The 26,710-nt window shown below is 49.9% G+C and carries 28 protein-coding genes and 3 pseudogenes; 6 read left to right on the top strand and 25 right to left on the bottom strand.

The genetic code is table 11. From position 1 onward, the window contains the following. The first annotated feature begins 307 nt into the window (after window positions 1–307). Both wrbA and OGV80_RS14765 read left to right on the top strand, forming a co-directional pair. Entirely contained in the window at window positions 308–904 is a 597-nt protein-coding gene (wrbA, locus tag OGV80_RS14770; protein WP_075144859.1) for an NAD(P)H:quinone oxidoreductase, read from the top strand. Between the two features lie 20 nt (window positions 905–924). Continuing rightward, window positions 925–1,152 carry a YccJ family protein gene (locus OGV80_RS14765; RefSeq protein WP_003036015.1) on the top strand — a complete coding sequence of 76 codons (228 nt, stop codon included), beginning with the start codon at window positions 925–927 and terminating at the stop codon, window positions 1,150–1,152. Window positions 1,153–1,190: 38 nt separating this feature from the next. Here OGV80_RS14765 and agp read toward each other — a convergent pair whose 3' ends face one another. The 17 genes and pseudogenes from agp to OGV80_RS24425 all read right to left on the bottom strand — a co-directional run. After that, window positions 1,191–2,432, bottom strand: coding sequence for a bifunctional glucose-1-phosphatase/inositol phosphatase (gene agp, locus OGV80_RS14760; RefSeq protein WP_043015855.1), 1,242 nt, complete (start codon window positions 2,430–2,432; stop codon window positions 1,191–1,193). Window positions 2,433–2,519: 87 nt separating this feature from the next. Next, the gene (locus OGV80_RS14755; RefSeq protein WP_043015854.1) at window positions 2,520–3,227 is read right to left on the bottom strand and encodes an ArsR/SmtB family transcription factor; all 708 of its coding nucleotides are present in this window, start codon (window positions 3,225–3,227) and stop codon (window positions 2,520–2,522) included. Window positions 3,228–3,296: 69 nt separating this feature from the next. After that, window positions 3,297–4,052 (bottom strand): sulfite exporter TauE/SafE family protein, encoded by a 756-nt coding sequence (locus OGV80_RS14750; RefSeq protein WP_043015853.1) that lies wholly within the window; start codon window positions 4,050–4,052, stop codon window positions 3,297–3,299. Window positions 4,053–4,138: 86 nt separating this feature from the next. Further along, entirely contained in the window at window positions 4,139–4,627 is a 489-nt protein-coding gene (locus OGV80_RS14745) for a hypothetical protein (protein ID WP_043015852.1), read from the bottom strand. Between the two features lie 24 nt (window positions 4,628–4,651). Continuing rightward, complete coding sequence (locus OGV80_RS14740; RefSeq protein WP_047412195.1) at window positions 4,652–5,137, bottom strand: TlpA family protein disulfide reductase; 486 nt, start codon at window positions 5,135–5,137, stop codon at window positions 4,652–4,654. Continuing rightward, window positions 5,124–5,819: an ABC transporter ATP-binding protein gene (locus tag OGV80_RS14735; protein WP_075144860.1), complete on the bottom strand. Its 696-nt coding sequence runs from the start codon at window positions 5,817–5,819 to the stop codon at window positions 5,124–5,126. Before OGV80_RS14735 ends, OGV80_RS14740 begins: the two co-directional genes overlap by 14 nt. Window positions 5,820–5,823: 4 nt before the next feature. Then, window positions 5,824–6,954, bottom strand: a complete 1,131-nt coding sequence (locus OGV80_RS14730; protein ID WP_140389860.1) for an ABC transporter permease — start codon at window positions 6,952–6,954, stop codon at window positions 5,824–5,826. Then, window positions 6,944–8,227, bottom strand: a complete 1,284-nt coding sequence (locus tag OGV80_RS14725) for an ABC transporter permease (protein ID WP_087052685.1) — start codon at window positions 8,225–8,227, stop codon at window positions 6,944–6,946. The genes OGV80_RS14730 and OGV80_RS14725 overlap by 11 nt, the downstream gene beginning before the upstream one ends. Window positions 8,228–8,229: 2 nt before the next feature. Next, complete coding sequence (locus OGV80_RS14720; RefSeq protein WP_075144862.1) at window positions 8,230–9,609, bottom strand: Fe-S-containing protein; 1,380 nt, start codon at window positions 9,607–9,609, stop codon at window positions 8,230–8,232. Between the two features lie 201 nt (window positions 9,610–9,810). Further along, window positions 9,811–10,338: an iron transporter gene (locus OGV80_RS14715; protein ID WP_003035987.1), complete on the bottom strand. Its 528-nt coding sequence runs from the start codon at window positions 10,336–10,338 to the stop codon at window positions 9,811–9,813. Between the two features lie 29 nt (window positions 10,339–10,367). Further along, complete coding sequence (locus OGV80_RS14710; RefSeq protein WP_087052686.1) at window positions 10,368–12,317, bottom strand: FTR1 family iron permease; 1,950 nt, start codon at window positions 12,315–12,317, stop codon at window positions 10,368–10,370. A gap of 274 nt (window positions 12,318–12,591) precedes the next feature. Continuing rightward, window positions 12,592–13,344 (bottom strand): NADH:ubiquinone reductase (Na(+)-transporting) subunit C, encoded by a 753-nt coding sequence (gene nqrC, locus OGV80_RS14705; RefSeq protein ID WP_047412206.1) that lies wholly within the window; start codon window positions 13,342–13,344, stop codon window positions 12,592–12,594. A gap of 194 nt (window positions 13,345–13,538) precedes the next feature. Then, window positions 13,539–14,045 carry a protein disulfide oxidoreductase gene (locus tag OGV80_RS14700; RefSeq protein WP_047412209.1) on the bottom strand — a complete coding sequence of 169 codons (507 nt, stop codon included), beginning with the start codon at window positions 14,043–14,045 and terminating at the stop codon, window positions 13,539–13,541. Further along, a complete protein-coding gene (locus tag OGV80_RS14695; protein ID WP_043015843.1) occupies window positions 14,035–14,658 on the bottom strand; it encodes a DsbA family protein in 624 nt (207 codons plus the stop codon). Before OGV80_RS14695 ends, OGV80_RS14700 begins: the two co-directional genes overlap by 11 nt. Beyond that, entirely contained in the window at window positions 14,655–16,535 is a 1,881-nt protein-coding gene (locus OGV80_RS14690) for a cytochrome c biogenesis protein CcdA (protein ID WP_087052687.1), read from the bottom strand. The genes OGV80_RS14695 and OGV80_RS14690 overlap by 4 nt, the downstream gene beginning before the upstream one ends. Window positions 16,536–16,583: 48 nt before the next feature. Continuing rightward, window positions 16,584–16,946: a hypothetical protein gene (locus tag OGV80_RS14685; protein WP_043015841.1), complete on the bottom strand. Its 363-nt coding sequence runs from the start codon at window positions 16,944–16,946 to the stop codon at window positions 16,584–16,586. Window positions 16,947–17,016: 70 nt separating this feature from the next. Next, window positions 17,017–17,121, bottom strand: a pseudogene (locus tag OGV80_RS24425) (VOC family protein); the annotation flags it as partial. A gap of 375 nt (window positions 17,122–17,496) precedes the next feature. Between OGV80_RS24425 and dsbA the strand changes: the two are divergent. The 4 genes from dsbA to OGV80_RS14665 all read left to right on the top strand — a co-directional run bounded on the left by dsbA (window position 17,497) and on the right by OGV80_RS14665 (window position 20,346). Continuing rightward, complete coding sequence (gene dsbA / locus OGV80_RS14680) at window positions 17,497–18,120, top strand: thiol:disulfide interchange protein DsbA (RefSeq protein ID WP_043017878.1); 624 nt, start codon at window positions 17,497–17,499, stop codon at window positions 18,118–18,120. Between the two features lie 204 nt (window positions 18,121–18,324). Further along, window positions 18,325–19,245, top strand: coding sequence for a curved DNA-binding protein (cbpA, locus tag OGV80_RS14675; protein WP_003832035.1), 921 nt, complete (start codon window positions 18,325–18,327; stop codon window positions 19,243–19,245). Continuing rightward, entirely contained in the window at window positions 19,245–19,538 is a 294-nt protein-coding gene (gene cbpM, locus OGV80_RS14670) for a chaperone modulator CbpM (protein ID WP_043015839.1), read from the top strand. The genes cbpA and cbpM overlap by 1 nt, the downstream gene beginning before the upstream one ends. A gap of 121 nt (window positions 19,539–19,659) precedes the next feature. Next, the gene (locus OGV80_RS14665; protein ID WP_043015838.1) at window positions 19,660–20,346 is read left to right on the top strand and encodes a Crp/Fnr family transcriptional regulator; all 687 of its coding nucleotides are present in this window, start codon (window positions 19,660–19,662) and stop codon (window positions 20,344–20,346) included. A 47-nt stretch (window positions 20,347–20,393) separates the two neighbouring features. Here the strand turns inward: OGV80_RS14665 and OGV80_RS14660 are convergent, their stop codons facing one another. From OGV80_RS14660 to OGV80_RS14625, 8 genes and pseudogenes are all read right to left on the bottom strand, one after another. Beyond that, window positions 20,394–21,230: an outer membrane protein OmpK gene (locus tag OGV80_RS14660; RefSeq protein ID WP_047412218.1), complete on the bottom strand. Its 837-nt coding sequence runs from the start codon at window positions 21,228–21,230 to the stop codon at window positions 20,394–20,396. Window positions 21,231–21,325: 95 nt separating this feature from the next. After that, a complete protein-coding gene (gene tsgA, locus OGV80_RS14655) occupies window positions 21,326–22,480 on the bottom strand; it encodes an MFS transporter TsgA (RefSeq protein WP_087052688.1) in 1,155 nt (384 codons plus the stop codon). Window positions 22,481–22,518: 38 nt separating this feature from the next. Next, on the bottom strand, window positions 22,519–23,226 hold the full coding sequence (deoD, locus tag OGV80_RS14650) for a purine-nucleoside phosphorylase (protein WP_043015835.1): 708 nt from the start codon (window positions 23,224–23,226) through the stop codon (window positions 22,519–22,521). Window positions 23,227–23,401: 175 nt separating this feature from the next. Beyond that, a complete protein-coding gene (locus OGV80_RS14645; protein WP_236019708.1) occupies window positions 23,402–23,716 on the bottom strand; it encodes a YcgJ family protein in 315 nt (104 codons plus the stop codon). Window positions 23,717–23,752: 36 nt separating this feature from the next. Continuing rightward, the gene (locus OGV80_RS14640) at window positions 23,753–24,562 is read right to left on the bottom strand and encodes a CatB-related O-acetyltransferase (protein ID WP_087052690.1); all 810 of its coding nucleotides are present in this window, start codon (window positions 24,560–24,562) and stop codon (window positions 23,753–23,755) included. Window positions 24,563–24,953: 391 nt separating this feature from the next. Then, window positions 24,954–25,135: pseudogene (locus tag OGV80_RS14635) on the bottom strand (MFS transporter); the annotation flags it as partial. Next, window positions 25,127–25,294: pseudogene (locus tag OGV80_RS14630) on the bottom strand (MFS transporter); the annotation flags it as partial. The pseudogenes OGV80_RS14635 and OGV80_RS14630, both read right to left, overlap by 9 nt. A gap of 75 nt (window positions 25,295–25,369) precedes the next feature. Next, complete coding sequence (locus OGV80_RS14625) at window positions 25,370–26,428, bottom strand: alpha/beta hydrolase (RefSeq protein ID WP_286515212.1); 1,059 nt, start codon at window positions 26,426–26,428, stop codon at window positions 25,370–25,372. Window positions 26,429–26,710: the final 282 nt, after the last annotated feature.

Raw genomic sequence — 26,710 nt, 5'->3', positions numbered from 1 at the left:
CCCTGAAAATAACTGCGTGGGATTAAGCATAGTGAAGCGTGGCCTGGGCGGCCGCTAACTGTAATATCCTGCAACAGGATTGATGATGTTCAAGAAATAGTCACACTGAGAAATCAATAAGTCTTTCTTATGACTACCGAATTTTACCCGGTTAAATATGTATCATTTTGCAACAAGAGAGGTTGTTATAAAAATTGTTATAAATCAAAGAAGTGATTGTGAAATTTGCACTCCTGACAGTACGTCATATCTTTAAAGGTAGGTAGCGAGTCGCTACGGACACGGTTAACTCGAGGAGTAGTGTAAAATGGCAAAAGTTCTGGTGCTTTATTATTCCATGTACGGACACATTGAAACTATGGCCCATGCAGTCGCAGAAGGCGCAAATAAGGTAAATGGCGCGGAAGTGATTATTAAGCGCGTACCAGAGACCATGCAGCCTGAGATTTTCCTTAAGGCTGGTGGCAAAACACAAAACGCACCAGTCGCAACCCCGCAAGAACTGGCTGATTACGACGCTATTATTTTTGGTACCCCTACACGCTTTGGCAATATGTCCGGTCAGATGCGCACCTTCCTCGATCAGACAGGCGGGCTGTGGGCGTCAGGCGGCTTGTACGGCAAGCTCGCCAGCGTATTCAGCTCGACAGGGACCGGCGGCGGTCAGGAACAAACCATTACATCAACCTGGACTACGCTTGCCCACCATGGGATGGTAATCGTGCCTATCGGTTACGCAGCGCAAGAGCTGTTTGATGTCTCTCAAGTTCGCGGCGGTACACCTTACGGCGCAACCACTATCGCCGGAGGCGACGGCTCTCGCCAGCCAAGTCAGGAAGAGTTATCTATCGCCCGCTATCAGGGTGAATATGTCGCTGGTCTGGCAGTAAAACTCAACGGCTAATCTTCAACAGGAGGATTCGAATGCCAACTCAAGAAGCGAAAGCCCATCGCGTCGGCGAATGGGCAAGTCTGCGCAATACATCGCCGGAAATAGCCGAAGCCATTTTTGAAGTCGCGCATTATGACGAGAAGCTGGCGGAAAAAATTTGGGAAGAAGGTAGCGACGAGGTACTCATCAAAGCCTTTGAGAAAACAGACAAAGATTCGCTCTTTTGGGGTGAACAGACTATCGAACGTAAAAACGTTTAGCGCTCAGACTCCCCCGCGAACACGGGGGAGTTTTTCTTTTACTTAGCCGCCTCATTCAGCACGCTGTCGAACTTATCTATCGGGCAAAAACCATCCGCATCTATCGGACACCCTTTCAGCTCCAGCGTTACGCGCTGCGCCGGGGATTTCAGCGTCAGAACGTCTGCATTACGCAACTGCTGCGAGCTCTGATACACGTACTCGATTTTCATCAGATCACGATTTGCGTTGCTGTCATGCCAGCGCTGGAAGACAATCTTTCCGCCAATCGGCGTACGCTCGTTCTGGTCATGAAGCTGGTATGGTTTGAAATCCAGCGCGGTGAGCAGCGATGCGATGTTGGAGTCATGCCCCACCAGCACCGTTATTTTCGGCGCTTTCGCGCGTTCAGTAACCAGCGCATTATCAATATATTTCACCAGCGGTTTAGCCACGTTCTGCGCCACTTCCGGGGAGGTGAACAGGCTGTCCTGATAGCCGTTTTTCAGCTTCGACAGAACCTTCCACTGCTGATCGGATTTAATCTCCCCCCAGGCAACCTGGTCCATCGGGAAGCCTTCGTAATATTGCAGCGTGAAGGCATCAACCAGAGAGTTCCCTACCTTCAGCGGCCCCGAAACCCCAGGCTCTTGTTGGTATTTCGCGCTAAATGTATCTTTGGCATCGGTCAGGGAACACTGCTGTTTTTCTTTGCAGGACGGTGAGTCTTTGTAGTCAGTCATTTGCTCCAGCAACTGATAGCTGTCGTTGAGCTGCATTTTGCTGCGCTCTTTCTCCATTGCCTGCACGGCCTGCTGGCTGAAAGCGGCGGAATCATCAGTGATCACTGGGTTAAATGTGGGATCCATGGTGCCCATTTTGTCCTGATGATGGACCGGAACATCGCACCCCGGGAAAGCACCGGTGACAAAAAACTGCGCCGTAGCAACCGTACGCTGCAGGCTGTTAGCATAGGTATAAACCGTATCCGGTGCCGGACATTCTCCCGATTTCACCATCCCCTGTTCTGCCAGCCACTCTCGCATGTAGTGGCCCATATAGATTTCCAGCACACCGCCTTTGGTGGTGAGTTGTCCTCCGGGGACATCCCATTCTGGCCATTGTTTTGGGGTCGACTGCTCAAGGACGCTGCCATTGTTGGCTAAAGGTGCGCGTAAGTTATGCCGACTCATCATCAATACTTGCATAAGCTGATAGCCTTCCGGCGCGGTCTGCGCCTGCGCGGCGGCTGACAATAATACAGCGCCTGCCACGGCTGTGGCGATTAACGATTTATTCATCCCTACGACCTCTTGTTGTTATCAATCACAACAGAGTGTGACAGAAATATGACATATTTCCGGGAACGCTTTCGCAAAACGAACCATCTACCGTGTCGTTTTAACACCGAACTCGCTTTCGAGTTTGCGAATGCCAAGCGGAGTGAAGGTGACGCGTCGGCTATTGAGTTCCGTTTTTATCCAACGCTGGTCAGTCATCCAGCGTAGCAGCGATGCGCCAAGCTCGCCGCCGGGATGGAAACGTCGTTCGCTCCAGTCCAGACAACCGCAGGTTAGCTTCCGCCGGGATGAACCCGTCGCCAGGACAATCCCCATCTGGGCCAGCTTTTCCTGCCCAAGCGGCGTTAGCGTTTCACCATCCGGCGTTAACCACTGACGGGAAACCAGCGTGTCGAACAGCCTCACCGCCACCTCCCCGGCGAGATGATCGTAGCAGGTTCGTGCATGCCGTAAGCCTGGCGGCGTCGTGATTTTGCGGGGCGTTGATGTCGCCCACGCCACCCCCATCAAACGCTCCAGCAGTTCAGCAATATCGGAACCTGCAAGGCGAAAATAACGATGCCTGCCCTGCGCAAGCGCCACAACAAAGCGTTGTTCGCACAGACGCGCCAGATGCGCGCTGGCAGTCGACGCTGATACATCCGCCACAGCGCTAAGTTCGGTTGCGGTCCAGGCGCGGCCATCCATCAAGGCGCACAGCATACGCGAGCGCGATTTATCGGCCATAGCAGCCGCAGTGAGCGCCATTCGCGACTCCAGAGCGCCCTCTTCTTCACTTAACATCTCTGATGCCATAGCGACCTCTTTGCCCCTGAATGCCTGAAGTAACGATGCCATGATAGCGCCCTAAAGTCACCGCACCGGTCACGCCGCACGCAACATCATCTCCATACCCAACCCAACCAGACAAAACAGAAAACAGCGTTTAAACACAACAGGAGAAATAACCCGTCGCACACGGGTTCCTAACCACTGACCAATCAGCGCAGGAACAATGGCCAACGCCGATAAGCTTAGCGACTGTACGGGCAGCGCATTGTGCCACCACAAACCAAGCGCCAATGCCAGGGTCGAAAACGTAAAAGAGATCCCGAGCGCCTGTACCAGTTCATCTTTCTCAAACCCCAATGACTGGATCCAGGGTACGGCGGGCATTACAAACACGCCGGTTCCGCCAGTCAATAAGCCGGTCACAAATCCAATGACGAGGGAAAACGATTTTTCATGCTGCGGAGCCACCGCGATTTTCTTTCCAGCCAGCGTCCAGATAGCGTAAGCCACCAACGCCACGCCGAGCGCAAACTGGGTACGGGTGGTGTCGCCACCGGTAATCCACGCGCTGGCAAGCAGTGTCGCTACCACCACCGTCAACAGCATTGGCCATAGTCGTCTGAGTAATTGACGCGTATTTCCGCCACCGCCAAACTGAAAAAGATTGCTAATCAGTGAAGGCAACAGCAGCATGGCTGCCGCGGCAACCGGCGAAATAAGCGACCCCAGGATCCCCATAGCCACGGTGGGCAATCCCATACCCGTAACGCCTTTCACCATCCCGGCGAGGACAAACGTGGCGGTAATCATCATCACCAGAGCGGATTCATACGCGTATACATTGGCCATTCTTTATTTTCCCACAAAAAAAGATAAGCCAGGTTAAACGCTAATATGAATACTTGCTTCGTCGGGTAACGAAATATGCCATCCGATTAATCGGAGATAATCACTTCGCTGCGAATATTACGTGCAGAATATAAAGTTCCGTCTGTCAGGTACAATTGATGAAAGCGTGTATTATCTGGAATGTTGTGCAGAAGGGAACGTTCAGTATCAATGAACTCCCGTTGTATCCGATAATGAACCGCATCGTCAGTTTCAAAGGAAACGTATTCCCGTTTGGTATACGGTTTACTTTTTAATTTCACATATACAATGTACTGCACCGTACTGAATGTCAGTCCGGTTTTTGCTGCAATCTCTTTCAGATTTAATGGTTCAGAAGACGTATAGAGAGTTTGTACTTGCTCAATACGTTTTTGATTGTAGGCGGATACCCGCAGGCTGAGTTTCAGTCGATACGCCATATTGCGCACAACCGTAATATTGGTGCGAAGCATCAGTGCAATCTGCTCCGTCGTAAGAACACCTGCATTTTCATGCAGGACGGCCAGACTCTCTTTATTCCACCGGAATGCCATATAGCGTTTCTCTCTGTATCGCGTTCATCGGGCGGCCATGCGCGCAAACGTCGCATCTAACTCAGATGATTTCCGCATCCCCTGGTGTAATTCCAGCACGCGACCTTCCCTGTCAATCAACACAGAGGTTGGCGTACCGATGACCTGATAGCGCTCCTGGGAAATCTTAAGCTGATCGCGAAGTACCGGGTAAGAAACCTGATGTTTCGCCAGTAAGCCATCTATTTTAACCGTCGCCGGATCGGTATTCACTGCCACCACCACAACCTTATCACCCCACTTTTTACTTAGCGCTTCCAGCGCGTCCATTTCGGCAAGACAGCCACCGCAACTCGCCGACCAAAAGTTTAGATAAACAGCCTTTCCACGCCAGCGTTCAAGCCCGGCCTCTCCGCCCTGCAAGTCGAATGTTGCCAGCGCCGGGGCTTGCTGTCCAACCGCCAACTTCTCTTCCTTACATCCACTAATCAGAACCAAAGTGGCGAGAGTTAATATGTTAATCCAGCGCATGTTGATTAGCCTCCTCACCCAGATATTTGCCATGTTGCAGACGGATAATACGATCGGCAAACAACCCAAGCGCCGGGTTATGTGTCACCATCACAATCGTACGCCCCTGACGATGCAGATCTGTGAGTAGATCGAGCACCCGCTGTTCATTCTCTTCATCAAGGTTACCCGTGGGTTCATCGGCAAAAATTACCGGCGGTTCATTGACCAGAGCCCGGGCAATGCACACCCGTTGCTGTTCCCCTCCGGAAAGTTGACTCGGCAGGTGCGTTACCCGGTGTCCAAGCCCCACCTGTTCCAGAACCTTTCTGGCAGCAGCTTCATCCACAACGCTGTGGTAGTGCTGTGCCAACATGATATTCTCCAGCGCGGTTAAAAACGGGATCAGATGAAACTGCTGGAACACCAGCCCTATTTTTTCTGCGCGAAAACGGCGGCGCCCCTCTTCATCCAGTGCGGCAGCATCTATCCCATCTAAAAATACCTGACCTTCTGTTGCAGTATCCAGGCAAGTCAGAATATTCATCAGTGTCGTTTTCCCTGAACCTGAGGCGCCCATAATAGCGACAAACTCGCCCTGCACTATTTGCAGGTTGATATTATCTAAGGCGGTAACATCGCCGAACCGTTTATATAAATGGCGGGTTTCTATTGCCATTGACGGGGTCTGCATAACGGACATGGCGTTACTCTCCTTTCAACACTTTTGCGGGTTCGACGCTGACCGCACGACGGACCGGGACAATCGCCGCCAGAATGGCGACCAGTAAAGATAATGTCAGGGTGACCGGCAGCACTGGCCAGCGTAGTGAAATAGCGGCATTAAATACGGTCAGCCCAAGCAATTGGGCTAACACGTACCCTAATAACCACCCACAAACCACTGCGGCCAGCGCGATAATGCAGGTTTCCAGAAGGATTTGCCGGACAATATCGCCGTTGCTGGCTCCCAACGCTTTTTGCAGCGCAAACTCCCGGGCTCGCTCACCAACAATGGCCATCAACGTGGTATTCACACACAAAGATGACAGTGCAAGGATCACGACCGAAACCAGCCCCATTAAGCCTTTTATCTTATCCAGCACCTGTCCTTCTGAAGCAGAGACTTTCCGGATTGGGCGTATTTCCAGGTCCGGGTATTGAACCTGTAAACGGCTGGCAAAGTTTTCCACCTGGCCGACATCATTACTGACACTCATGAGTCCATGGCTGATTTTATCGGACTGATGCAGCCACGCCTGCGCCACATCAAGACTCACAATCAACATGTTATCTGTCGCATCACCGGCTTCAACAATGCCTTTAATCTGTAAGTTTTTACGCTGATTGTGATCCACCAGAATAATGCTATCGCCCGGCTGGACATTAAGGCGCTCTGCCAGTTTGACGCCTATCATCGCATTGCGATCGTCGAAACTGACACCAATCCAACTCCCTTGAACCTGCCAGTACGGCACCAGCTTTTGTAAGGATTCAAACCACACGCCGACAATCACCACCTTTTCCAGCTCGGTGCGCGCCATACCGTATAGCCATGGGCTGGCTCCATGAACCAGGCCTTGTGGCGCCTGATCTAAAATGGTCTGCAGCTCTTGCTGCGGCATACTGGAGCCATGGCTTGGCCCGATATAGAAATTTGCGCCAAAAGTTCGTAATTCCTCACTCATTTTGGTATTGATGTCGAACCACACCGCTGACAGCGCGGTCACAATGGTCGCCCCCACCATCAATGCGGCAAATACCACGCTAACCCGCTGAAAGCGCAGACGCAGCGCCCGCCATACCAGTAACCAGAGCATTGTCCGTTTAGCGGCCATACAGCACCTCCACAGGATACAGGCGGGCAATACGCCGAGCCGGGAACCAGGTGCCAATCAGGGCAATCAGGACCGCAATCACCAGTACACATGGCACCACAATCCAGGCAAAATTCAGTGGTGCAGCAAATAGCATCAAGCCAATCGCTTTCGCCATTCCCCAACCAGCTATACATCCCAATGCTCCTCCGGCCAGTCCACTGGAAGCGGCTTCAAGATAGAACAGCAGCATGATTTGCCATTGATGCGCGCCAAGCGCCTTCATCAGGCCGATCTCTTTAGCGCGTTCCATAATGGTGCTGGTCATCAGGGACGCAATTCCCATCGCCGAAGCCGCCAGTGCTGCGACGGTCACGACCGCCATCAGCAACTGAATTTTATCGATAACGACCCCTTCGGATGCAGCAACCTGCCACACTGGACGGACTTCTGCACCAGAAATAGCCTCCTCCAGTTGATGTGCAATGGACGAGACATAGGCCGTGCAGTACCAAAGGTCGTATTCTTCAGCATTCAATGCGTCAAGATTTTCACGCGCCCGACGCGACAGCTCATTTTCCGGTACCGTCAGCGCCGAGACACGAATAGCCTGCACTTTACCGGGTAAACCAAGCAGCGCTTGCGCCGTGCGCAACGGCATAACCAGTTGGTTATCCTCATCCCCGCCGCTAGAGAGGATTCCGCTGACGGTCACGTTCAACGCTGTTTTACTGGTACGAATTACCAGTTGATCGCCTGGCTTCCAGCCCGTTTGTCGTGCCAACGCATGGCCAACCAATGTTTGAGGGACATCACCAACAGGCTCCTGTGGCCATTGACCAGTAACCTGCCAGAACGGGCTTACCATTTTCTGCCCCGTTTCAAACCCTTCTTCATCTGGAATATCCACCGGCTGACTGAAGAAGGTGCCAAGAATACGTATTTTTTTGCCGTCGATGTCGATATCACCGCCGAGCATAGGAGCAAAGCCGACAATGTTGTTACGCCAGAAAATATCCTTGATGTTTGGTAGTTCCACTTCATCCAGGAAATCCTGTTCTGAGAGTGGATTACTGTTTTCACTGAAAAGCGCAGGCAGTGCCGCCTGCCCGGCTGGTTCAATCAAAATATTGGCACCATAAGACTTCAGCTCTCTGGACATTTTATCGCCAATATCAATCGACACCGCCAGCAGTGCGGAGATCAGGCTGGAAGCAAGAAAGACGGTTACAATAGCCAGCCCCTTGCGCCGGAGATTGCGCCCCCAGGATTGTCGTAACATTCGCCACAACATTGTTACTCCTCCCTCAATTCGGCAGGAACGAACTGTTCCGGTGTTTTACGGAAGCGGTCGTAATTTGCCTCAGATGAGAAGAACCAGGTTTTGCCGCCATAGCTGTATTTGTAGTCAGCAGAGGTATTTGTCAATGTGGAGCCGTCAACCGGGTCGGTCACCTTGATGGTCATTACCGTCGAGAAATAATTCACGCCAGCAGCCAGTTCTTTACCCGGGATCACCAGCTCTTTCTCATCATTACGCCAGTTTTCAATCGGCACCGGATTGCAACCGCCAGGTTTACCAATCGAAGGAATGAAAATGTGTACCCCGCAGGCCACGCAAATAACCTGATTCCCTTCCATCACGTAGCCCTGATCGCCACACAGCAAACAGGCATCAAAAACCACACCCAAACGCAACTTGTCGGGATAACGGTTAATCACGAAAAAACGTACAGCTTTACCATCATCTGCTACCCAGACAAAGCGGTGCAATTTGCCATCACGGAGTTGTTCTATTGGCAGATGAACCATGCCATCACTAGCAAGTTGTACCGGAATTGCCTCTGACAATTGCGGAGGCTGAGAGGCGACTTTTTCCCACCAAAGCTGTCCGGCGATCACGACCCCCGCACACCCTAACGTCACCAGCCAAAGACGAAACGCATTTCGACGATGCGCCAACGCCAGTCGATGTGCTATCGGCTCATCGGCTTCACGCGTCTGTCGGATAGCGCGAAGCAGCGCCGGTATCCAACACAGCGCCAGAACAAGTAACAGAGCGGCCCCCAACCAGTTATACATCGCCGCGTTGTTTGTCACTTTGGCTACGAAGCTCAATAGCGATTTCGCCAGCGGCAGTACCTGCAGTTTCATTAATAACAGCAACAGATTGCCGCTTAAGGGCAGCCAAATCATTACCATCAGAATCAGGGTTAACGGCCAGTAAAGTCCACGAATCCGACGCAATAGCATGGCGCAAAGCACTCCCGCCAGGCAGAGAATCGCAAATGCCAATAGCATTGCCGTCAAATTCAACAGCAGATCGGTATTGAGTACATGGGTGCTGGTTAATCCGCCGAGATTAGGATCCAGTGCCCAGTGTCGGGCAGCGCCAAACACCAGAATCCCCTGCCACAGGTAGCGAATGCGGTTTGATACCCACCAGAAGCTCAACACAAACAACAGCGTAATCATCACTTCTGTACCGACCAGCAGTAATTGCACTGGCTGCGAACCACGGAGGGTGAGCCCCACCAACACACCAACGATTAAGCCTGTGAGTAAGGTCCAGACAAGTGGGCGCAAAGAAGGGGGATCGTTGCGACTCCAGAGAACCCCGGAGAGCAACGCAACGCAGAAAAAAACCTGTAGTGTCGTGACAAAAAAATAACTCATAACATCGACTCTGTACGGCGGATTGAATGATGTAACTATCCAGATATATCGATAATTTAGAGCCTGCCCATCAGAGGGAATAGTTTGCAGTCAGGTGGGATGTGGGCAGCGCAAAACAAATCATAGGTACACCTCGTACATAGGATTGGGAGCACTGCCCGGCCCAACATGGCAAATAAAGCAGCCTGATGGGAAAAGCGCTTAGTTCAGGCCGACGTATTTAAATTCATAGCTCACATCAAATGGTTTCCACCAGCGGCCAACGCCTGTTTCACTGTCTGTATGACGATGCATTCCCGCTTTTGACGGCGGCTCGATGTGGTAGGTCACTTTATAGTTACCCACACCCATCATCTTGATGTTAGCGCCGTAATGAGGACCATCGCTGGCGACCATCGGCATGAAAGTACCTTCTTGTTTTTCACCTGTATCACTGTTAATTAAGGTGTAACTGATGGTCAGATAAGGGATCCACTCGCCTGCGCCAAAACCATTTTTACTGCCTTCTACTGCATGAATATCCGCCTCAAGGTGAATATCGGCTTTTGCTGCCGGTAACCCCATGCCGCGCGGTTCCATATCGATTGGCTGCAGATACACAGCGGCCAGTTCCATCTCATTCATGGTGACAGGCTCGCCCGCCGGATACTCCTTAAAGGCAAACGCGGCCGGAGCAGTGAAAATACCCGCCATCACTGCACTGGCAATCAGGGTTTTCTTCATGGTCATCAGACATATCCTCTCGTCTTAAATAACAGCTATAGATTATTTTTTATCGTTTCCCCTGGAACAGAGCTTTTCCGCCGCATCACCCACAGCGCCACCAGCGCCGCAAGCAGTAATACAATCTGCGGTAATAACGTTTCCACGTAGGGATAAATTCCCAACCAGCTGATTTCAGGCATGCCGTTAATCAACGTTGGCTGGAACAGTTTGCCTTCCACCAGTTCCAGAACCCCTTTGCCCGCAAATACAAAAGCCATCAGGTACATAAAACTGCCGGTAAACATAAAGAATGGCTTCAACGGCAGACGTACGACCGAGTAGCGCATGAGGAGCCAGGCGGCCAGCAGGACAACACAGCCGATAGCAAAACCTGCTGCAATCGCCATATGGCCAGAAATATCATTCGCGTCCCCGACCAGGGCATAGTAAAACAGCACCGTCTCCGCCCCTTCACGGTAAACAGCCAGGAAGCTTGTCAGCCAGAGTCCAACCAGTGAACCGCGGGAAAGTGAGTGAGACAGCTTTCCTTCCAGCCAGGCTTTCCAATGGCGTGCCTCGACTTTTGACAGTAACCAGTAGCTCATAAAGAACAGCATAACGACGGCAATCAGCATCGTTACGCCTTCCAGCAATTCACGACTGGCACCGGAATTAGTGAACAGGAGCTGGAATATCGCAGCGGTAATGACGCTTGCGATTAGTGCGACAACCACCGACTGGCGAATCAGCGGCAACTTATCCTGGTGATTGTTTTTCACCATATAAGCTACGATGGCCGCCACGATAAGCAGTGCCTCCAGACCTTCGCGGACAATGATCATCAGGCTATAGAGCAGCAGACTCCACTGGGTCTCTTCTCCTTCCCCCAACATCGCCACCGCTTTTTGTAAGTCCTGCTCCAGCGCGCTGGCTTCGGCGTTGAGTCTTTCCACTGGCTGACCAGCTTTCATCAGACTAACCAGACGCGTAAAGTAAGCCTCCAGCGAGGTCTTAAACGCCGAATCGCGAGAACCAATCTTGTTTTCCATACCGCTGGCTTCAAAGCGGTCAAAATAACTATCTTGAACATCCAGAATGGCATTCTTCGCATCGCCCTGCTGATAGCGGGCAATCGCGTCCTGAATACTTTGATGGATACCTAAAGACACGGCAGTCCAGTCTGCGCGAGCTTTGTCATCCTCAGCCACTGGAGCACTTCCCGTATTTTGTTCCGCTGTAACCTGCTGTTCGTCACGGGTAGTGGCCAGACCTGGCAGAAGATCCTCAATATCCTGTAACAAAGTAGTGACCTGATATGAAACATCATTCAGGCGATCCGGCTGCGCGGTGAGCGCAATCAGCGCAGAAAATTGCTGATTGATCGCAGCTGCGTCTTTTGCCGATCGATTCTGTCTGACCGACATTTCCATCTCTGAGTTTTTGAAACCCTGATAGTGCGCTTGCTGGACGTTCTGGCTGGCTACGCTTAAATTCCCAGCCTGATAGTTATTTACCGCCTGGGCCAGCAAATCGTCGATAATGCGAAAACTCTCTTGCCAGTGTACGGCGATATCCGTTCTGGAAAACGCATTGTGCTGCTCTTCGGCAACCAGACGATGCCCGCCATCTAACACGGGTTCAACTTCACGCAACGAAGCTTTAAGCCAGTCAATTTTGGCCTGCACGTCTGAGAAAGATTTTTTTTCGCCAATCATGCGTCGGATCTCACCAAAAGCGCTTTCCATCTCATAACTTTTGCTGGCGGAAATGTTGATTCGAATAGGACCTTCAAGGTTTTCAAATACCTCAAAGTAGGCCATTTGCACCGTGCGTCGCGCCTCATCTGTTTGCTGTTGAGAGTAAAGTTCTGCCGTTTTATCAAGACGTTGCTCAATATCCTCAATAAACGGCGCATAGTTTGTAGCAGCCCATACGTGAAGGCTTACAAACAAGCTACAGAAAGTGGTCAGCAGGAAAAAACTGAACTTACGCACGGCACGCATCCCGTAAAATACAAATGATAATTATTATCATTACCGATTTTTGATTGTGCTGTACATGACCTGGATCATAAAAATGTCAACAGGTGACAAGTTATGTAAATTTATTTCATGAAAATGTGATGAATACAGAATTGAGACAGTCTGGATTTATTGATGCAGACGTTAAGACAGGAGTATTTATAGACTCTAAGGAATAGAACTCGCCCAATACTCGCTGACGCAAATCAAGTCGACAGCGAGCATGAGGACAAATATTATTTAATACAAAAAATAATTAGGGCGCTATTATATCAGGATCACGAGTAATCCGTTGCAGAAAACGGCCATAGCCCTGCTCGCCTGTCCAGTAGTTGATACTGTTCTCTACCCCCATCGATGTCAGAGTTGCACCAGAAATACCATCTACCGTATATTCATCGATATTTCCCGATTTTTCCTGAGTTATTCTCAGCACTGGCTTCCCGTTATTATCAACCACTTTTTTACCCGGCCACTGCTTACGCCAACTCTCATCTTCCACTCTGGCACCCAAAAATGGAGTTTCCCGCTGTTGGTAGTAATACAGGTTTTTAACCGTACGTCCGTCTGGGTCAAGGGCCAGAAAGGCATGCATCATCGACTTCGCACCCTTACCGAAAATGGGTAGTATAATTTGTTGAATTTTATTGTTTTTATTCTTGACCAGATAAACATCTGCAATTGCACAGCGCTGATAAATCTTCGCGGGATCATGTTCCGGAGCGAGCTTTTTACATTCCTGCGTCACGGCATCGTCTGCCACCCATTCACCAGAATCCAGATTTACCTTACGCGACAAAATATAACGTTGAAATAAATTTTTTATTGTTTTTTCATCCTGCACGTCTGATTTCAGCAGACCCGCGGCATGCAGAATAGCAGCATGTTTCTCTTCACTGGTTGGTTCAGTTAGTTCCCCCTGATACATCATAAAAAAGGCAATAGCAGCAATAAAAATAAGGACACAAAACACCATCATTGATGCAACAATAATTTTACCCTTGCCCATTATTCTATAATCCCTGTAAGAAATAAGATATTTAAAACACCATCAGATATGCCATTACCTTTGTAGATTTGCAACTACAGAAAAAATCAAAAATATATAGCCATTAGTATATGGTTTAGGGATTTAATATCAGAACAACCTGTTTTTATTACCTTTTTATCGTAAGAAAATGCCGGGTTCCCCCGGCATAAATATCAGAACGTTGTTGCCCACCACAGCCGAAGTTTCATGCCCCAGTAGCTGGTCCAGCCGCTGGTTGTTGATACCACCCGGCCCTGGGACATCACCACCAACGTGGGCGTAACGCTGATCGCCCAACTACGGGAGATTGCCCCGTTAGCATCATTGATGACCGGAAAGTCCACGCCTTTACGCGACAGCCAGTGCGAGACTTCCGCTTCACTCCCGGAGCGTAGCGCAATGGTCATCACGTTTTGCCCTTCCGAGCGCAGCCTGGCGACTTCCGGCGTCGTGAAGCGGCATACGCCGCACCAGCTCGCCCAGAAATAAAGCAGCACCGGCTCGTCTTTGCTGAGTGCCGCCAGCGTGACGGTTTCACCATCCAGCGTTTGTAAAGGCGTGCTGTCAAAAGAGGCAGGTAGCTGCGGCGCGCGCCAGGCATCCATCAGCAGCATCCCCCCCGCTAACAGCGCCAGTAAGATCAGTCCTTCGCGCAGCCAGCGGCGCAATTTACTGAGCATTGGCCGCCGCCAGTTTTTCTTTTACCACTTCCTCAAGGGTTTCCCACGGCACCGCACCGGGAATAAGTTCATCACCAATAATCGTTGCGGGGGTTCCCTGCACTCCCACCAGTCGCGCCAGTTGCAGGTTAGTGCTCAGCGTTTCAGCACTTTGGGCGTCCAGCGTAACCGGACTGGCCCCCGATTTTTCCTGCGCCTGTTTAATACTGACGTCGGTATGATACCCCTTCTTCTGCATCAGTTTTTCATGTAGCGCCAGAAACTGCTGCGGATGCTGATGCCAGGTGGTCAGCACGGTCCGCGCCGCCAGTTCCGAACTTTCCCCTTTAAACGGCAGCGGTTTAATCACCACCGCCACATCAGGATATTTCTGCACTATTTTTTCCAGCATGGGATCTAACTGTTTACAGTATGGACAGTTGTAATCAGTGAAGTTTATCAGGGTCAGTTTCGCCTGCCTGGCGCCAATCCGCGGGCTATTGGGATCGTTAAACAGGGCTTCCTGAATTAATGCTTCAATTTGCTTTTCCTGTTCCGGGGTAAACGGTGCAGGCTCTTTCGCTACGCTGACGGCTGAAAACAGGGTTAACAGCAGAACAATCATCATCTTCATGGGGTGACTCCTTTGGCATCGTTCAACATTTGCAGTACCGCATCGCGGGTTAACAACGTGGGCAACACCTGACCTTCCGGCAGACCGGGGCCATAAATTTGGTTATACGGCACAGCAACCTGGCCGCGTTTTTTCAGAAATTCGGTGATAGCTTCAGATGTCAGCGTCCAGTCGCCGCGTAACGCCACCACGTCCGGCTGTTGCAAAGCGGCCTGGACGTCATCTTTATGCAATACGTTGTATTTATTTACTTTACAGGTGATGCACCAGTCAGCAGTGACGTCAATGAATACACGCTTATGTTGCGCCAGCGCATCCTCAATCGCCTGCTCGCTGAGCGGTTGCCAGTTCACGCTTTCTTTCGCGCTACCTTGTCCACCAAGCCCTATATGTGGGAGCAGCAACGTCGCAAGCCAGATAGCCGACCCCAGCATCATCATGCCGAGAAGACGCCGCAAAATATTCATCCAGCGTCCTGGACGCGGCAAACGCAGCGCCAGACCGGGACGCAGAGCCACCAGCAGCCACGGCAAGCTCATCCCCAGCCCAAGGGCGAAAAATAGCCCCCACAATGTCGGCAGCGAAGCGGTCAATGCCACCGCCACCGCCGTGCCCAGAAACGGGGCGCTGCACGGCGTAGCAAGCAAAGTCGCAAATGCGCCTTGCCAGAAATGTCCCGACAAACCATTGCCGCCGTGAGTCGCCAGCGTGGTGGTCATCGCCGACGGCAGACGGAATTCGAACCACCCGAACAAGCTGGCGCTGAACGTCAGCATCACCAACACCATGACGCCAATAAACCACGGATTCTGAAACTGAATCCCCCAGCCAAGTGCCTGATTAGTTAAACGCAGCACCGTCATCAATAGCGCCAGGGCCATAAACGAGACCAGAATTCCGGCTACCGATGCGAGGAACTGACGGCGGATCTGGTGACGTTTTTTTTCCTCGACCAGCAAAATAGAGCCCAGCTTCATACCCAGAACCGGTAACACACAGGGCATCAGATTGAGGATTAAGCCGCCCAACAGCGCCATTAGCACCACCTGCCACAACGGGAGCGAGGCGTTTTCAATAACCGGGGCTTCGCCAATCACAAGACGACTTTCCTGGGCAACGCCGTTATCTGCCAGCACCAGCGTGACCGACTTCCCGCGTAAATCCGGCGCGCCTTCCCCCCAACCATCATGAACAGGTACCGTGGCGCGTAACGTCTCTCCTGCAACGTGAATTTGCGGCATGCCAAAATCCGCATCATCAACGGCGTCCAGATATAGCCCTGGTGCATTCCAGCCTCCCGCGCGATGAGCCTCGACGACCAATTCTCCGGCCCTTGCTCCGGCGTGCAGAGTATCGGTCAGACCGCTGGCAAGCGGGATCTGCCCCATCGCCTGAGCATAGTCATGGGCAAAAGTCGGATCCTGAGCTGTGGGCGTCACGGAAAAAGGAAAATCCGTCAACAGGCAAACGTTGCTACAGGTGGATAGCGTCAAAACGCCACTAAGCGTGGCTGGCGATCTACCGCGCACAACCATCGGGAACGTCACCTTATCGTGATAACCCTGGGTAGTGATATTGGCGACCTCAAAGCGCGCAGGGGTTGGCCAAAACCAGTCGACCGTTGGCATTTCGTCTTTCCAGGCGATAGCAGGCGCGACGCCGCCCTCGCCCGGCGAACGCCAGTAGGTTTTCCAGCCGTCCTCCAGTTTGACATCCAGTAACAGACGCGTTTCACCGCCTGCGGACGTATCTGCGCGTAGCCGCACGCTGGCGTGATCGTTATCGGGTGAACGTAGCCAGCCGGGTTCAACCGCCCAGGATACGGGCAGCCATAGCAATAACAGACAGAGCAGCGCCTGTCTGAAAACAGTCATCATAGTTTTTCTCCGTGAATAATTATTTAACAGTCAGCAACGGCTGTTCTGTCATTCACGGAAGACGCAAAATCGCAGATGTACCCTGAGAGTGGGCGGCGAGATGGCTCGCGGAGGGAAAAAAGGCAAACGAAACGCCCGCACTGGCGCCAACAGCGACAGCAGCAGACACAGAACCAGAATAGCGCCTTCAAACAGTACAGGAGGCGCGGCCAGTAATGACTTTGCGCTCAGTTCACAAGGGGTAACGGGTGAAGTCTCGTCGGTCTGCGCTTGTGCGCTGACAACAACGCTTGTGGCAACGGTGTCCATTTGCAACGCGTGCAGGCCCGCCATGCGTTGTGCGGTACAAACCATCACCACAACACATGCCAGACAGAGGAACCACCATCCCATCCGTTGACGTTTCGCCATTACACCCTCGCTAATTGATGCGAGTTATCTTAACCACTCGCCAGGTTTTGGCAACCTTTCCGCTGTAAAGTTATGTCCTGCTATCTGCTGGATATACCGCGATTTTAATCAGATTGAGGTCGGGCTCCCTGACATAAACCGAGCGAATGGGTCCCGTCGCACCGTTTTGTCTGACAGTTGCCCTATTCGTTCACGCGCGACAAGAGAAAGAAAATTGTAGAGGACGTTGGCAGAACATAGCGCATCGTCTTGCAGCTCACCTTTATAAACGAAATGAGAATTAATCATATTTTTATGTTTTGTTATTACAATATAACATTGCCGAAATAAACGAGAAAATATCACGGAAGTTATCATTCGCTATTTACGAAGAGTGCCAAAAGATATTTCTGTGACACTACATAAATAACATCCCGACACGTATTACTGCGTAAATGAAAGTAAGTGTCAGCGCATTTTAATGGGATTATCGTATTATAGACTGACGCAGTGCATGGCGTATTCATTAGCAGTTAATTTGTTTATTAAATGTTATTTAGAGTATATGGAAATGAAAAAATATTTATTACCCCTGATTGGGTTACTTTTTACAGTTAGCGCTCAGGCAGCATCATTTACCGACGGCAAAGAGTATATCTCGCTGGAAAAACCCGTCGTTTCAGCCCCGGCGGCGCTGAAGTTTTTCTCATTCTATTGCCCTTCCTGTTATCAGTACGATGAAGTTTTTGAAATCACTGATAACGTAAAAAAAGTCTTGCCTGCTGATGTCAAACTCACGGAATACCACGTCGACTTTTTAGGCCCTCTGGGGCAGGACATGACGCACGCCTGGTCCGTCGCCATGCTGTTGAACGTACAAGATAAAGTTAAACCGATGCTTTTTGATGCTGTTCAGAAAAAACAAACCATTAAAACAGCGGACGATATTCGTAATGTATTTATCAGCGCAGGCGTCAGCGCCAGTGATTATGATGCCGCATGGAATAGTTTTGCCGTGAAATCATTGACTGCCAAACAGCAAGAAATGGCTAAAGCGGTAGATTTAACCGGTGTACCCGCCATTTTTATCAACGGTAAATATATGATCAATCCGAAAGGACTGAAATCTGATGATCTTAACGCGTTCGTACAAAACTATGCTGATACGGTCCGCTTCCTGATAACCAAATCCTGATGTTCAGCTAATCTCACTATTCGCACCACACAACAGACGCCATAACGTCAAAAGCGCTGTTGGTGGTGCGCAACCGCATCGTTTATAGCAATATCCCTCCTTCACGGTTGGCATTCGCCGTTATCAGGATTACCCTAAACTAAGCGGTGATACCAGTTGTCACGGTTCACCTTCTGCAAGTGTTGATTTACACGAGAGAACGCTATGGAATTAAAGGATTATTACGCCATTATGGGCGTGAAACCGACAGACGATCTCAAGACAATCAAGACCGCCTATCGTCGACTCGCCCGTAAATACCATCCTGATGTCAGTAAAGAGACTGACGCGGAGGCCCGGTTTAAAGAGGTTGCTGAAGCCTGGGAAGTACTGAGTGATGAGCAGCGACGCGCCGAGTACGACCAGCTGTGGCAGCACCGCAACGATCCACAGTTCAGTCGTCAATTCCAGCAAGGAGAGAATCAAAGCTACAGCGCCGAAGATTTCGACGATATCTTCTCTTCCATTTTTGGTCAGCGTGCGCACCAGTCGCGCCAGCGCCCTGCCAGCCGCGGGCACGACATCGAAATTGAAGTTGCCGTATTCCTCGAAGAAACGCTTACTGAGCATAGCCGAACGATCAGTTACAACCTGCCGGTCTACAATGCATTCGGCATGGTTGAACGTGAAATTCCCAAAACACTGAATGTGAAAATTCCGGCTGGCGTCGGTAACGGTCAGCGTATCCGTCTGAAAGGCCAGGGCACCCCCGGCGAAAACGGTGGGCCGAACGGTGATTTGTGGCTGGTGATTCATATTGCGCCGCATCCACTGTTCGATATCGTTAATCAGGATCTGGAAGTGGTCGTTCCCCTGGCACCATGGGAAGCCGCGTTAGGGGCGAAAGTCACCGTTCCGACGCTAAAAGAGAGCATCCTGCTGACCATTCCCGCGGGAAGCCAGGCCGGACAGCGACTACGCATTAAGGGCAAGGGTCTGGTAAGTAAAAAACATACCGGCGATTTGTATGCGGTGATCAAAATAGTCATGCCGCCGAAACCTGACGATGCCAGCGCCGCCCTGTGGCAACAGCTGGCGGATGCACAAAAGACCTTTGATCCGCGCAAAGAGTGGGGGAAAGCATAATGGCTAACGTCACCGTCACCTTTACCATTACCGAATTTTGTCTGTACACCGGTGTATCAGAAGAGGAGCTCCATGAGATTGTCGGCTTAGGGGTAATTGAGCCTCATGAAGACAAGACGTTTGACGACCATGCGCTGACCGTAATGCGTCGCGCGGTGCGCCTGCGTCAGGAGCTGGAACTTGACTGGCCGGGAATTGCCGTTGCGCTAACGTTGCTGGAAGAGAATGCACAGTTACGACAGGAAAACCGCCTGCTGCGCCAGCGGCTGTCTCGCTTTATCAGCCATCCTTAGTGTGTCAGGGCCAGCAGCGTGCTGGTCCTTTTATTATCTCCAACCCGCTCTTAATGACATTGCTCAGCAGATGGCATACAGTCAGCGATAGGAATTTTCTCAAACAATAAGACGTTGAGCCATGCAGCTTAAGCCCCTCACTAAAGGTCGTTTTCACAATATCTGGCAACAGGATGATGCCTTAATTGAGAAGATATTTCAGGAGCTACTCTCTGAAACGCAGATTATCCAGGAAGATGAGTATCTATACCGTCAGGGACAGGTAGTCGATCGACTGATTATGGTGCAATCAGGGCGAATTTCTCTACGGTATAGCGCGGAGAATGGTCGCCGTTTTCAGTTGGGCGCAATGGAATGTGATGAGCAATTGTTTGGTGAAATGGAGTTTTTTACCGGGTATCGCTGCCAGCTTGACATCGTAGCTGAAGAACCGCTTACCGTGGCGGTGTGCACCTGTGATCGTCTGGAAGAAGCGCTGAACCAGCATCCCAGGCTGGCGATATTTTTCGCCAGCGCAATGGCCGTTGATTATCAGGATATGCTAGAAATCTTCCTGCACCGGATGCTCTACCCTATCGTACATAACGTGGCGTATGACCTGTATCGCCAGCATCAGAACAAGCAGCCAATGGATGGTTTTGATAAAAAATACCAGGAAGCTGAGCGATTCGGCACCACTGACCGGGTTTATCGGCGGGCAGTTAAAGCGCTGACGGATGCCGGGCTGGTAACGCGTACGAAGCAAGGACTGGAAATTAAGGATCTGGATGGGCTGCGTAAATTTCTCGGCAACGACATCATTGACTGACACACCAACTCTCGCAAACAGAGCATTGGTGTGTCATTTCGGTGCAATCAGAACTTGTAGGTGAGGTTGAAATAGTGGCCTAGCCCGGTGGTACGCCCTGCTCCGCCGTGGTTTTCCATCAGTGCCATGTTGCGGAAGTACTTCAAGCCATAACCTACCGCATAATGCTCTGAATGCCAGTAGATGCCGTTATACCATTCAATCGCGTTATTGCTGTATAACGGTTGATTAGCAATCTTATTAGCGGCGAACTGGTAGTCAAAGTAACCCTGATAGTTCAAGTAACTGCCGTTGGAAAAGGTATAGAACGGCGTCGACCAGTTGGTCGAGAACATGTAGCCATCCCACTTACCTTCGTTATCCGCACCGTAGTTTTCACGAACATAGTGCGCATAGATGTTCATTCCCACCAGACCAAACCACGGCACCTTAACATCCGTGCCCAGACCGACGTAATGCTCAAATAATTCCCGGTCACCAATGTTATTTACCGTTGCGATATAGAATTCATTAAACGGACCAACGGATAAATCTTTATTAAAAATGGCGTCCAGGGAAAAACGCGGAGATATCTTGGCAAAAAAGTTATCACCACCATGACGATCGTCCTGCTCGCGATCCAAAATATCAAAGAAATCCACATAACCGTACAGATCGATAATTCCGGAACGCGCGCCAAACTCCAGTTCCAGATAGGTGTCATTACGAATGCCATAAGGCACTTTCGCATCCACACTTTGCATTAAGTTCATCTGCATCCAGTTAAAATCATTTTTGCGGATGTTGCCATCGGTATAATCAGCCGCAAGCGCTTGCGTACAGCACATCGCAATTACCGCACCCAGAACTGTTTTTTTCATCATTGATTTATTTTTCTTCAGCATTTTCAATTCCTTTGAGCAAGGTTGAGTGTCGCCCCACCAAATAAATGGCGTGACGACTGGCTATCTAATTAAAAAGGTAAGCGTTATTACTGTGTTTAATTACGTTTAAGTTTCAATGTACCCATCAACATGATAAAGATGATTAAATACAACACCGGTATTGCGTACATAATTTTCTGTAATCCCATAGTTTTTTCCATTAGCGCACTGATCGCCGGACTAAACATCGCCCCGGCACTGCCGCTAATTAAAATATAAGATACGTTCTGGCTACTCGCGCGCTTCACGAAAGAAACACCGTAGGCAATAAAGGAGTTATACAATGCTGCGCAGACAAATCCGTAACTGTAGGCCAGATAATCAAGCCCGGAGATTTTTTCCTTCGTGACAATAATGGATGTAATTACGCAAGCCAGCAGAATAATACTTAGCAGGAAATAATGTATTTTCACTCGGGAAACAATAACGGTTGAGACTAACGCGCCGACCAGCGCAGCCCCCCAATATTGCGTAATAATATTTCCTGCTTCTTCAAAGGGAATACCAAATTTGTTCTTCACAAACAATGGTGCCCAGGTCAGGAAGGTATACAGCGCCAGCATGCCTAAAAACAGACCTATACCGCCGCTGATAATCCCTGGGTTCCACTCCGATTTCGCCACGTCTGCGCTATCCGCTGCAGGAGCCGTTTCACAGGCGGAAAAACGGGTGAGAGCCACAACGCCCAGCGTGAGTAGAGCCACCATACCTACGCTCAGATAGCTATAACTCCACGACATATTGTGCGTCAGGGCGAAGGTAGTGATCAGCGGAAAAACTACGCCCGCAACGTTAAAGGTGGCGTCCTGCACCACCAGCATCGTACTTTGAATGCGATCCTGCCAAACTGATACCACGATCGTTCCCGCTACGCACAGACCAATCCCGCCGCAGAAACCCACCAGGGTCATGGCGACCATCACCGGCCATAATCCAGGGCTTAAGTGCATTGCCAGAGCGCAGAGGAACACTATCGAATAGATAATGAACGTCATACGCTTAACACCGATTTTCTCAATCAAGAAAAAGGCGGCGACGGTTCCGGCTAATGCTCCACCGTTAAGCAACGAAAATATCGAAGCAACAGTATTCACATCGGCACTGTAGCGTAGTGCAATCGGTTCAATCAGCATGCCAAACTGACTGGCAAACCCCGCCATAATAAAATTTGCCAGAAAACTAATCAGCGTAAGTGCTATTTTATTCTTCATATAATGCCATCTCTGATTGGTTCATCTAAATGCTGATGCTAAGCCGTAATAGCTGTATTCAGCGCCAGCTCTATCATATTCTTAAACGTTAACTGCCGTTCTTCTGCCGTCGTTTCTTCTCCTGTCAGGCAATGATCGGATACGGTTAATATAGCCAACGCTTCAATATTAAACTGATGCGCTAAAGCGTATAACCCTGCCACTTCCATATCCACACCCAGCACACCAAACTTTTCCAGTGCCGGTATTAAATTTTCGTCAGGATCGTAATAAAGATCACCACTGAAGACATTGCCGACTTTAATATCGATGCCAGACTTCTGTGCCAATGTCCACGCCTGCTGCAATAATGGAAAATGAGCAGATGCCGCCATTGCGTAGCCCGCGCTACGTTTTAAATTCGTGACAGAATCGGTTCCAGCGGCGACGGCAAGAATAATATCTCGCATTTTGACATGATGTTGTGTTGCCCCCAGGCTACCAACACGAATAATTCTCTGCACGCCAAAATCATGTACCAGTTCATGGGCATAAAGCGTCATTGAAGGAATGCCCATTCCGTGTCCCATCACCGAAACAGGTTGCCCAAAATATAAACCGGTATAGCCCAGCATATTGCGTACATTGGTGACTTCACGGTAATCAATTAGATAATTTTCGGCAATAAACTTAGCGCGGAGCGGATCGCCCGGCATAATTACGGTTGGCGCAAAATCACCCGCTTTGGCATTAATATGTGCAGTCATAACAATTCCTGAATTATGGGTATTGAAGATATGCAGGGATTGTAACCAGACGTTTGCAGAGGATTGAGGACAAAAGTCCTGCTCAGAGGATCGGCCTCTCAATTTTGAGAGTTAGTGGTGCAGGTAAGAGGAAAACGGCATCCCCGCCGCGCAGACAGGGAAAACGCCGGGGCTGTCAGAAGTTATCCTTCTGCCCGAACAACAGTACGGTGTAACGCGTATTCACTTTGCCGCTACGCTTACCATCTGGTGCGAAATAGCGATCGTTCCGATACTGGCGCTCGGTGGTGTCGCCAAACGAGTCGCCACGAAAGGTAAAGGCAGTGGAGTCAAACTCTCCGGCAGCAGCCTGCCTGCCCCCTTGCCTCTTCCTAGGATACTTTGTGGTTAACGCCAGCGACAGCCCGTGCTCGTCGGCACAGAGAGTTTTGTCGCATAGCACACCCGGTGCCGGGCTGCCTGGTCCGAGCGTTGCTGCGTATGCTGTCAATGGTAAGACGCTCAACGCCAACAATCGCATAGTAAACTAAAGAGTTGTGAATGTTTCGGTAAGATTGAATTTTTTATATATCTTTTGTTGAATACTACCATTTGATATCAACTTATTCATTTCAGTGACGAAATTTATGATATCGTCGCATTTGCTGTTATCAGGCAAATCGGTGTAATTATAGTTCCACCATTTTATTTTTAACAACTCTTCGATAATACCGGACTCAAATCTGTATTTGATAATTTTTGCTGGAACCCCTGCGACAATAGCATATGGAGGCACATCTTTAGTAACCACAGAATTTGCAGCAACAACAGCGCCATCGCCAATTGAAATCCCCCCCTTTAAAACAACATCATTACCAATCCAGACATCATTGCCAATCGTTAAATCCTTAGGTTTAGTGATAAATGGTTTCAACGTCCAGTTTTGTCCAAACTCGCTGGCAGCATATTTATCAAACTCGCCATTATAAGTAAGCATATGAGTAGTAAAACGATTCATTGGATGGTTCCCACCCATGATTTTTACATTTGATGCAATGCTACAAAATCTGCCGATTCGTACATTACCCGGCAATTGACAGGTTGGAAATGAAAATGCGCCTACGCTGGAAAAACTTTTTACCGGCATAGTTGAATATTGCTCAGCAATAACATCAGCTTCAATTCGAATTTTGTCACCTTTAGATAATAGTAGCAAATTCCTTTCTTTATAAACTTTCTTTCCTCTATGATTTAAAAAGATATTGTTATCCATGCAAAACTCATAATGTTTTCTGGTCCATCTAAAAACAAAAGTATCATTTGCATCTTCTGAAAAACTATAGAGTCTGGCTTTCATATTGTCATTATCTGCTTTTAATTAAGAATGTAAGATTAGATTAAAGATACTCTAAACTCTAACCTTAATCAACTATAACAACATGAAATAGTTAACATTATAAATTCTCTTGCAAGGATATTTTACTGTTAGCACATAGTTGTTAATATATGTTCTGTAGAATTTTAGTTAAAATTTTAATATAGACATGCACTGAAAAGTCGCTTTCAGAATAAAATGTAAGAGGTTTCCATTAAGAGCCAGATGTTTGATATATGAGAATTCTACGAATTATATTTTTAAATAGCGCAGGGAAAGCGTTATGCCGCATAAAAAGCGCCCATAATGAAATGTGGCGCTTATCGTATCAAGTCCGTTACTGATGAGCCGCCAGAATGTAACCTTTACGCGCGCTTTGCCAGCCGAGGTGGTCAAACACGATGCCTCCTGCCGTTGACCCAAGGGCGATTGAGAGCAGAATCACCGCGACCATTAGCCCGTCTCGGCTTCGGCGTTGTCGGGCAGCGTACGCGCAATCCATGTCCACCACCTGGTTGGCGCGGCGGTTGCAAGCATGCCCCAGAGGCCTGCCAGCCCCTCCGTCACGCCTAAATCGCGGGCAATCGGCGTGAGCAGGCTGACGGGCATAAATTCAGAAGCAATCAGCACAAACACGCACAGGGTCATGGCAAAAATACCGCCCCAGTATGCGCGCTGATGAGGATGTGATGGTGTTTGGTTTAGCGTCGACATAGTGAAATTTCACGAAGATCAGGATAAAAGCCACCCGCCAGAGGCCGGTGGCTTTGCATCAATTCAGGAGAGGGTTTATTTCAGTTTGGTCTGGAAAAATTGTTCGAACTTCGCGAAAGGTATTTTTCCGGCCACGTTATCGTAGAGGTCCACATGATTTGCCCCTGGCACCACGACCAGTTCTTTGTCTTTACTGCCAATCGCCTTGAAAGCATCTTCAGCAAAATAGCGTGAATGCGCTTTCTCACCGGTCACAATAAGCGTGGGGATGGTGATTTCACTGGCGTAGCTCAGCAGCGGCATATTCATAAACGACAGTGGCATCGTTGCCGTCCACGCCCCGGTCGAGTTAACGGAACGCTCGTGGAAGCCGCGCGGCATGCGATAGTAATCGAAGAACTCTTTCAGTATCGGATGCGGATTTGCCGGCAGCGTTTCTGGCAGAACGCGCTCGCCCGCGCTGACCTTACCGTTGCTGTCGACGTTAATATCATGACCGCCGTGTGCGAACGTGCCGCTCTGCGCATCCTTCCAGCGCTGTTCATTCAGATATTGCAGAACAGCACGACGGTCGGCGGTGGAATAACGGTCTTTGCCATCCCCCACACCATGGCCCATCGCCCGGCTCATGTCGTACATCACGCTGGTAGCCACCGCTTTGACGCGGGTATCCATCGCAGCGTCGTTCAACGCCATGCCACCCCAGCCGCAAATACCGAGCAGCCCGATACGATTGCGATCCACCTCTTTTTGCAGCCCTAAGAAATCCACTGCCGCGCTGAAATCTTCAGTGTTGATATCCGGTGAGGCGACGTTTCGCGGATAGCCGCCGCTTTCCCCCGTGTAAGAGGGATCGAATGCCAGGGTAACAAATCCTTGTTCCGCCAGCGTCTGCGCATACAGACCGCTGGATTGCTCTTTCACCGCGCCAAAAGGCCCACTGACCGCAATCGCAGCCAGCTTGCGATCGCCACGGTCTTTAGGCAGGTAAAGATCGCCCACTAAGGTGATGCCATATCGATTCTGGAACGAGACTTTACGATGTTCGACTTTCTGGCTCTCAGCGAAGGTCTTGTCCCACTTATCTGTCATGGAAACAGGGGCACTCGGATTGGTTGAATCAGCAAAACTCATTGTTGAGGCTCCACTTAATGATGCGAATAACAGCATGGCCGGCATCGTAGTTTTTAGCGTTCGGGTGAAGGCTTTCATAAAAAATCCCCATAAAAAACAACAGAGAGATACAGGTTTCCGACGGACAACGCTGCGGTGCTTTGTTTTGATGGGCTCATTATAGTGAGCAGAATTAGTGCTGATTAGAGGGCGATTACTGCTAAGATTGATACCATATTGTTATAAATCAATACTGAATTTGCTGTCATTCCGGGGGGATTTTTCAATGGCGAAAAGGGAGAA

This window comes from Citrobacter sp. Ce119, from assembly GCF_030334525.1.
Classification (GTDB): Bacteria; Pseudomonadota; Gammaproteobacteria; order Enterobacterales; family Enterobacteriaceae; genus Citrobacter; species Citrobacter europaeus.
Note: the sequence above shows the minus strand (reverse complement) of the source record. Positions and strands in the feature narration are given on the sequence as shown.

Bases quoted from the DNA above. Each gene is read 5' to 3' on its own strand.
- wrbA (WP_075144859.1), top strand. From the start codon at position 308: ATGGCAAAAGTTCTGGTGCTTTATTATTCCATGTACGGACACATTGAA.
- OGV80_RS14765 (WP_003036015.1), top strand. From the start codon at position 925: ATGCCAACTCAAGAAGCGAAAGCCCATCGCGTCGGCGAATGGGCAAGT.
- agp (WP_043015855.1), bottom strand. From the start codon at position 2,432: ATGAATAAATCGTTAATCGCCACAGCCGTGGCAGGCGCTGTATTATTG.
- OGV80_RS14755 (WP_043015854.1), bottom strand. From the start codon at position 3,227: ATGGCATCAGAGATGTTAAGTGAAGAAGAGGGCGCTCTGGAGTCGCGA.
- OGV80_RS14750 (WP_043015853.1), bottom strand. From the start codon at position 4,052: ATGGCCAATGTATACGCGTATGAATCCGCTCTGGTGATGATGATTACC.
- OGV80_RS14745 (WP_043015852.1), bottom strand. From the start codon at position 4,627: ATGGCATTCCGGTGGAATAAAGAGAGTCTGGCCGTCCTGCATGAAAAT.
- OGV80_RS14740 (WP_047412195.1), bottom strand. From the start codon at position 5,137: ATGCGCTGGATTAACATATTAACTCTCGCCACTTTGGTTCTGATTAGT.
- OGV80_RS14735 (WP_075144860.1), bottom strand. From the start codon at position 5,819: ATGTCCGTTATGCAGACCCCGTCAATGGCAATAGAAACCCGCCATTTA.
- OGV80_RS14730 (WP_140389860.1), bottom strand. From the start codon at position 6,954: ATGGCCGCTAAACGGACAATGCTCTGGTTACTGGTATGGCGGGCGCTG.
- OGV80_RS14725 (WP_087052685.1), bottom strand. From the start codon at position 8,227: ATGTTGTGGCGAATGTTACGACAATCCTGGGGGCGCAATCTCCGGCGC.
- OGV80_RS14720 (WP_075144862.1), bottom strand. From the start codon at position 9,609: ATGAGTTATTTTTTTGTCACGACACTACAGGTTTTTTTCTGCGTTGCG.
- OGV80_RS14715 (WP_003035987.1), bottom strand. From the start codon at position 10,338: ATGACCATGAAGAAAACCCTGATTGCCAGTGCAGTGATGGCGGGTATT.
- OGV80_RS14710 (WP_087052686.1), bottom strand. From the start codon at position 12,317: ATGCGTGCCGTGCGTAAGTTCAGTTTTTTCCTGCTGACCACTTTCTGT.
- nqrC (WP_047412206.1), bottom strand. From the start codon at position 13,344: ATGGGCAAGGGTAAAATTATTGTTGCATCAATGATGGTGTTTTGTGTC.
- OGV80_RS14700 (WP_047412209.1), bottom strand. From the start codon at position 14,045: ATGCTCAGTAAATTGCGCCGCTGGCTGCGCGAAGGACTGATCTTACTG.
- OGV80_RS14695 (WP_043015843.1), bottom strand. From the start codon at position 14,658: ATGAAGATGATGATTGTTCTGCTGTTAACCCTGTTTTCAGCCGTCAGC.
- OGV80_RS14690 (WP_087052687.1), bottom strand. From the start codon at position 16,535: ATGATGACTGTTTTCAGACAGGCGCTGCTCTGTCTGTTATTGCTATGG.
- OGV80_RS14685 (WP_043015841.1), bottom strand. From the start codon at position 16,946: ATGGCGAAACGTCAACGGATGGGATGGTGGTTCCTCTGTCTGGCATGT.
- dsbA (WP_043017878.1), top strand. From the start codon at position 17,497: ATGAAAAAATATTTATTACCCCTGATTGGGTTACTTTTTACAGTTAGC.
- cbpA (WP_003832035.1), top strand. From the start codon at position 18,325: ATGGAATTAAAGGATTATTACGCCATTATGGGCGTGAAACCGACAGAC.
- cbpM (WP_043015839.1), top strand. From the start codon at position 19,245: ATGGCTAACGTCACCGTCACCTTTACCATTACCGAATTTTGTCTGTAC.
- OGV80_RS14665 (WP_043015838.1), top strand. From the start codon at position 19,660: ATGCAGCTTAAGCCCCTCACTAAAGGTCGTTTTCACAATATCTGGCAA.
- OGV80_RS14660 (WP_047412218.1), bottom strand. From the start codon at position 21,230: ATGCTGAAGAAAAATAAATCAATGATGAAAAAAACAGTTCTGGGTGCG.
- tsgA (WP_087052688.1), bottom strand. From the start codon at position 22,480: ATGAAGAATAAAATAGCACTTACGCTGATTAGTTTTCTGGCAAATTTT.
- deoD (WP_043015835.1), bottom strand. From the start codon at position 23,226: ATGACTGCACATATTAATGCCAAAGCGGGTGATTTTGCGCCAACCGTA.
- OGV80_RS14640 (WP_087052690.1), bottom strand. From the start codon at position 24,562: ATGAAAGCCAGACTCTATAGTTTTTCAGAAGATGCAAATGATACTTTT.
- OGV80_RS14625 (WP_286515212.1), bottom strand. From the start codon at position 26,428: ATGAGTTTTGCTGATTCAACCAATCCGAGTGCCCCTGTTTCCATGACA.